This is a genomic window from Micrococcus lacusdianchii (assembly GCF_023155805.1).
GTDB classification, from domain to species: domain Bacteria; phylum Actinomycetota; class Actinomycetes; order Actinomycetales; family Micrococcaceae; genus Micrococcus; species Micrococcus lacusdianchii.
In genome coordinates this window covers 1-550 of record NZ_JAKNUW010000058.1, presented here as the reverse complement: position 1 = coordinate 550, position 550 = coordinate 1, and the positions used below count along the sequence as shown (strand labels likewise).

General features: G+C 55.6%; 1 rRNA gene. It reads right to left on the bottom strand.

Annotated features, from left to right (window positions below):
• Positions 1–491: 491 nt before the first annotated feature.
• Positions 492–550 (bottom strand): 16S ribosomal RNA (locus MA879_RS12755); the annotation flags it as partial.

Below are 550 nucleotides of genomic sequence, written 5' to 3'. Positions count from 1 at the left end.
CCCACGTCCTTCATCGGCTCCTGTTGCCAAGGCATCCACCATGCGCCCTTAGAAACTTTCACACACATGAAAGTCCTCAAATGAGCAATTATCTAACTAAGATGTCATTCTCGGCGTCACCACCACGTCCAACGCAGCCACCCAGGGGGATGACCACACGCAGTAATGACAAAAATAAGATGCTCGCGTCCACTATACAGTTCTCAAACAACAGCCCTCACCCCACTCCACGCACCCCAACCAGGGCAACGCTTCACAAGGGAGAAGAAACAACAAAACCCCACACCCCAAAGAGATGCAGGGCGCCTGCTGTTCCAGGACCCAACAGTGTGCCAACACCAGCACGCAGCCACCAACCACACGCATTCCAACCCCCGAAGGGCGTACTCACGTCCAGCCGGCACCACCACTGGCACCATTCCTTGATGTTCCACCCATGAGCAACCCGCCACCACACACGCGGTGATGCAACGGGCACTGATGCTCCTTAGAAAGGAGGTGATCCAGCCGCACCTTCCGGTACGGCTACCTTGTTACGACTTAGTCCCAA